Below are 5,463 nucleotides of genomic sequence, written 5' to 3'. Positions count from 1 at the left end.
GGTGGGGCCGCAGGGATGCCCGAGAGGCCCGAATGCCCTGTGCCATCGGTCCTACTCGCCAGTAGGAGGGTGTGACGGGTACGCGCCCGGGTAACCCGCTGGACAGGGGTCGCTAACTAGCTGGGAGGGCTGCCGTGGAGGGGCCGTTCATGCGGATCGAGGACAGCGGGCTGGTGATGCCGCTGCGCCCCGACGTGACGACGGTCGGGAGAGGGAGAGGAGTCGACGTACGCCTCGACGACCCGAGTGTGTCCCAATTGCACGCAGAGATCGTCCGACGAGGCCCGTACATCTACGTGGTGGACATGGGCCTGTCCCGTAACGGGACCCGAGTGAACGGCAGGCCGATAGCCCGCCGTGTCCTGGAGGACGGCGACGTCGTGAGCTTCGGCACGGCGCGCTGCCGACTGGGGGGCATCCCCCGTGAGGAGGTCGACCCGGACGTCGAACTTCGGCGTGCCGTCGCACCCGAGCTCACCCGCCGCGAGGTCGATGTGCTGACCTCGCTCTGCCGTCCCGCACTGTCCGACGAGGCGTTCGTGGCCCCGGCCACGGCGCGCGACATCGCCGGAGAGCTGGTGGTGACGGAGGCGGCCGTCAAGCAGCACCTGCTGCGCCTCTACCAGAAGTTCCGGATACCCGAGGGCGCCAACCGGCGCACGCGGCTCGCCAACGAGGTCATCGCGATGGGCCTCGTCCGGCCGCTGCCGCCGGTGCACGTCCCGCAGGGCCGCCCGCCGATGGACGGGCGGGTCCCCGGAGTCCGCGGCACGGCCGACCCCCGTAGGGCGGGTACGGGACACGGCCACGTCAACGGACCGAACCGGGCGGCGCCGAGCACGGCGGGACGGAGGGCGAGCTGATGTGAACCTGCGATCGCCCTCTCCGGCAGCGCAGAACCACGAGGGCGATCGCTGAGCCGGACCCGAACGGGGCCGTGCGCGTGACGGCGCGGCTCCGTCCGGTGAGATCCGCGGCGAAGGCCGCCACCGGGGTGCTGGTGGCGGCCTTCGCCTGCGCACGGGATCAGGCGCGCCGCGCCTCGGCGGCCTCCACGACGTTGACCAGCAGCATCGCGCGGGTCATCGGGCCGACGCCGCCCGGGTTCGGCGCGACCCAGCCGGCGACGTCGCGGACGTCGGCGGCGACGTCCCCGGCGAGCTTGCCGTCCACGCGGGACACGCCCACGTCCAGGACGGCGGCGCCGGGCTTGACCATGTCGGCGGTGATGAGGCCGGGGACACCGGCGGCGGCCACGACGATGTCGGCCTTGCGGGTGTGCGCGGCCAGGTCGCGGGTGGCGGTGTGGCAGAGGGTGACGGTCGCGTTCTCGCTGCGGCGCGTCAGCAGCAGGCCGAGCGAGCGTCCGACCGTGATGCCGCGGCCGACGACGGTGACCTCCGCGCCCTTGATCGGGACGTCGAAGCGGCGCAGCAGCTCGATGATGCCCTTCGGCGTGCACGGCAGGGGTCCGGGCTGCATGAGGACGAGCCGCCCCAGGTTCGCCGGGTGCAGGCCGTCGGCGTCCTTCGACGGGTCGATGCGCTCCAGCACGCGCTGCTCGTCCAGGCCCTTCGGCAGCGGGAGCTGGACGATGTAGCCGGTGCACGCGGGGTCGGCGTTCAGCTCGGCGACGGCGCGTTCCACGTCGTCCTGGGTCGCGGTGGCGGGCAGGTCGCGGCGGATGCTCTCGATGCCGACCTCGCCGCAGTCGCGGTGCTTCATGTTGACGTAGGAGTGGCTGCCGGGGTCGTCGCCCACCAGCACCGTGCCGAGCCCGACGGTCACGCCGCGCTCGCGCAGCGCCTCGACGCGTCCCTTGAGGTTCGAGCGGATGTCGGCGGCCGTGGCCTTGCCGTCCAGAATCTGTGCCGTCATGCGTTCCTCCGCGGTCTCACCAGTCCCGTCCACCCAGGCGCGCGGTGTCCGGACCGTCGTTCGCTCCCCGGTGGTGATCCACCTTGACCGCGCCAGTCGCGTGAGAACCCCATGGTAGCGACCGGGGTGGCGAGCGGGCCGTCAGTCCTCGGAGCGTCGGCGCCAGGCGATCACGCGGTCGGTGCCGTGCCAGCCGAGCTGGGCGGCCAGGACCGCGGCGAGGAAGGCGGCCAGCAGCCCGATCATCTGCCGCGACTCCAACAGCAGCGCGTCCGCCCGGTACACGACGCCCACCACGAACGCCAACGCCACATCCATCGCGCCTCCATCAACGAAATGCCCGCGCCGGAGTCAAGGGAGGTTCATGGAGCGCGGCCAGGCCGAGGCTACCTGCACGAAACAGCGAAGTACGAGGTGGTAAACCCGGTGCGGCGGTGTTCTCCACCACACCGGGCCTCGCCGATCAGTGGAAGAAGTGCCGGACGCCGGTGAAGTACAGGGTGATTCCGGCCTTTTCGGCGGCGGCGATGACCTTGTCGTCGTTGACGGAGCCGCCGGGTTCGACGATCGCGCGCACGCCCGCCTCGGTCAGGACCTCCAGGCCGTCCGGGAAGGGGAAGAACGCGTCGGACGCGCCCACCGAGGACGCGGCGCGCTCGGTCCCGGCGCGCTCGACCGCGAGCTTGGCGGAGTCGACGCGGTTGACCTGGCCCATGCCGACGCCGACGGTGGCGCGGTCCGCGGCCAGCAGGATCGCGTTGGACTTCACCGAGCGGACGGCACGCCACGCGAACGCCAGGTCGGCGAGCATGGCCTCGTCGGCGGCGGCGCCGACCTTGAGCTCCCAGGTGGACGGGTCGTCGCCGGAGGCGTCCACGCGGTCGACGCCCTGGAGCAGGACGCCGCCGTCGATCCGCCGGTACTCGGCCGGGTTCGCGGGGCCCTGCGGGCAGCGCAGCAGCCGGATGTTCTTCTTGCGGGTCAGGACCTCCAGGGCGCCGTCCTCGAAGTCGGGGGCGACCAGGACCTCGGTGAAGATCTCCGCGACCTGCTCGGCCATGGGGACGGTGACCGGGCGGTTCACCGCGATCACGCCGCCGAAGGCCGACAGCGGGTCGCAGGCGTGCGCCTTGCGGTGCGCCTCGGCGACGTTCGCGCCGACCGCGATACCGCACGGGTTGGCGTGCTTGATGATCGCTACGGCGGGGTCGGTGAAGTCGTAGGCGGCGCGGCGGGCGGCGTCGGCGTCCACGTAGTTGTTGTAGGACATCTCCTTGCCGTGGAGCTGCTCCGCCCCGGCCAGGCCGCCGCCGGAGCCGTCGGTGTAGATCGCGGCGCGCTGGTGCGGGTTCTCGCCGTAGCGCAGGACGTTCGCGCGTTCCCACGTCGCGCCGAGGAAGTCGGGCCACTGCGCATCGGCGGCCGTCTCGTCCGGCGCGTAGCTGCTCGCGAACCACGACGCCACGGCCACGTCGTAGGACGCGGTGTGCGCGAACGCGAGAGCGGCCAGGCGGCGGCGCTCCTCGACGGTGAAGCCGCCGGCCCGCACGGCGTCCAGGACCGTCCCGTAGGCGGACGGGTCGACGACGACGGAGACGCTCGCGTGGTTCTTCGCGGCGGCGCGCACCATCGTGGGTCCGCCGATGTCGATCTGCTCGACGCACTCGTCCGGGGCGGCGCCCGAGGCGACCGTGTCGGCGAACGGGTACAGGTTCGCCACGACCAGGTCGAACGGCTCGACGGCCAGGTCGTCCAGCTGCTGGAGGTGGTCCTCCTTGCGGCGGTCGGCGAGCAGGCCCGCGTGCACCTTCGGGTGCAGGGTCTTGACCCGGCCGTCCAGGCACTCGGGGAATCCGGTGAGCTTCTCCACCTTCATCACCGGGACGCCCGCGGCGGAGATCCGTCCCGCCGTGGAGCCGGTCGAGACGATCTCCACGCCCGCCTCGTGCAGGCCCCGGGCGAGCTCTTCCAGCCCGGTCTTGTCGTACACGCTGATCAGTGCGCGCTTAATCGCCACCCGACTCACCGGCCGAGCTCCCCTCTTGATCGGTCGAATCACTCTCGGACGCGTCACCCGGCGCATCGCCGGACGCGTCACCACAGGTCCTGCACTTCATCGAGACCCGCCTGCCGCGCTCGGTCCAGCCGTCGCGGGCGAGCCTGCCGACGACGTCGACCAGGAGCCGGCGCTCCACCTGCTTGATCCGCTCGTGCAGGGAGTCTTCGTCGTCATGCCAGCCCACGGGGACGGTCTCCTGGGCGATGACGGGCCCGGTGTCCACGCCTTCGTCGACAAAGTGAACCGTACAGCCCGTCACCTTCACCCCGTACGCCAGGGCGTCCCGTACGGCGTGGGCGCCGGGGAACGACGGCAGCAGCGCCGGATGGGTGTTGACCGTCCGGCCGCCGAACATCGCCAGGAAACGCGGCCCGAGGATCTTCATGAACCCGGCGGACACCACCAGGTCCGGCTCGTGCTTCGCGACCGCCTCTGCCAGCGCCGCGTCCCAGTCGGCACGGGACGGGAAATCAGGTATGCACAGCGTGAAAGTGGGCAAACCGGACCGTTCGGCGCGGGCGGTTCCCCTTATATCGGGGCGGTCCGCCCCCACGGCCACCACTTCCGCCCCGTAGGCTGGATCCGCGCACGCGTCGAGCAGCGCTTGTAGGTTGGTCCCCGCGCCGGAGACGAGGACGACGAGCCGGGCGGACACCATGACTCCCTGGTGGACGGTGGTGTTGGCGGACGGTGGTGTTGTGTTCGGGCCATCACGAAGCCTATCGGGCCGGTTCGGCGCACCCTGCGAGCAGACCCTCGAAGCAGACCCAGACCGCGCGGAAAGCGGGCCACCCGGGAATCCGCACCAGCCCAGGAGGAACACGACGTGAGCGAGCAGCCGGGCCCACCGGCCAAGCCCGAAGACCGCCCCGACGGGCGGCCGGCTGGGGGGCCGCCCGCGGGACCGTCCAAGAAGCAGCAGGGCGGGTGGCGGGCCCTGTGGCTCGGCGGCATCGCGCTGCTGACCGCGATCTTCTTCTACCCGCTCGGCCTCGTGCTGGGCATCGCGGCGCTCGTCGTGGGCATCCGCGCCCGCCGCGCGGCGCGCGGCTCCGAGAACGCCGCCCCCGGCGCCGTCCCGGGCATCGTGCTCGGTTCGGTCGGCCTGCTGTTCTCGGTGCTGTCGGTCGCGATGACGATGTTCCTGTGGTCGGAGCTGAGCGGCTACCAGGAATGCCTCGGCACGTCCAACACCGCCACCGACGAGCAGATGTGCCAGGACCGGTACTACCCCCAGATCGAGGACAAGCTCGGCCTGCCGTCGGGCAGCATGGAAAAGTACGGCGACCTGCTCTAAGGCCCGCCCCAGCTGCTCGTCCGAGTTTGCTCGTCCGTGGCTACTCGTCCGGGTCGCGGTCCTCGCGCAGGACGTAGATGGCGCCGCCCCGGTTCTCGGTGCGCCCGGGGTCCTCGGGCGGCAGCGGCGCGGGCGGCGGCTCCGCGGCCTGCGGCGCGGGCGGTTCCGGTTCGTCGACCAGGTGACCTTCGACGACGACCGTCCCGTCGCCCGGCGGGGACGGCGGGGG

The 5,463-nt window shown here is 72.0% G+C and carries 6 protein-coding genes and 1 pseudogene; 2 read left to right on the top strand and 5 right to left on the bottom strand.

Going from position 1 to position 5,463, the window contains the following annotated elements:
- Positions 1-134: 134 nt before the first annotated feature.
- Positions 135-863, top strand: coding sequence for an FHA domain-containing protein (locus tag E1285_RS42745; protein WP_132160622.1), 729 nt, complete (start codon positions 135-137; stop codon positions 861-863).
- Between the two features lie 163 nt (positions 864-1,026).
- Here the strand turns inward: E1285_RS42745 and E1285_RS42740 are convergent, their stop codons facing one another.
- From E1285_RS42740 to purN, 4 genes are all read right to left on the bottom strand, one after another.
- Positions 1,027-1,878, bottom strand: coding sequence for a bifunctional methylenetetrahydrofolate dehydrogenase/methenyltetrahydrofolate cyclohydrolase (locus E1285_RS42740; RefSeq protein WP_132160620.1), 852 nt, complete (start codon positions 1,876-1,878; stop codon positions 1,027-1,029).
- A 141-nt stretch (positions 1,879-2,019) separates the two neighbouring features.
- Positions 2,020-2,196 (bottom strand): hypothetical protein, encoded by a 177-nt coding sequence (locus E1285_RS46200; protein ID WP_165967005.1) that lies wholly within the window; start codon positions 2,194-2,196, stop codon positions 2,020-2,022.
- Between the two features lie 145 nt (positions 2,197-2,341).
- Entirely contained in the window at positions 2,342-3,904 is a 1,563-nt protein-coding gene (purH, locus tag E1285_RS42735) for a bifunctional phosphoribosylaminoimidazolecarboxamide formyltransferase/IMP cyclohydrolase (RefSeq protein ID WP_207947234.1), read from the bottom strand.
- Positions 3,885-4,595: a phosphoribosylglycinamide formyltransferase gene (gene purN / locus E1285_RS42730; RefSeq protein WP_132160618.1), complete on the bottom strand. Its 711-nt coding sequence runs from the start codon at positions 4,593-4,595 to the stop codon at positions 3,885-3,887. The genes purH and purN overlap by 20 nt, the downstream gene beginning before the upstream one ends.
- 168 nt (positions 4,596-4,763) lie before the next feature.
- On the opposite strand from purN, the gene E1285_RS42725 reads away from it, so the two are divergent.
- Entirely contained in the window at positions 4,764-5,234 is a 471-nt protein-coding gene (locus E1285_RS42725) for a DUF4190 domain-containing protein (protein ID WP_132160616.1), read from the top strand.
- 40 nt (positions 5,235-5,274) lie between these two features.
- Here E1285_RS42725 and E1285_RS46195 read toward each other — a convergent pair.
- Positions 5,275-5,463 (bottom strand): annotated as a pseudogene (locus E1285_RS46195) (hypothetical protein); the annotation flags it as partial.

It is taken from the genome of Actinomadura sp. 7K507 (genome assembly GCF_004348425.1).
Lineage (GTDB): Bacteria > Actinomycetota > Actinomycetes > Streptosporangiales > Streptosporangiaceae > Spirillospora.
Note: the sequence above shows the minus strand (reverse complement) of the source record. Positions and strands in the feature narration are given on the sequence as shown.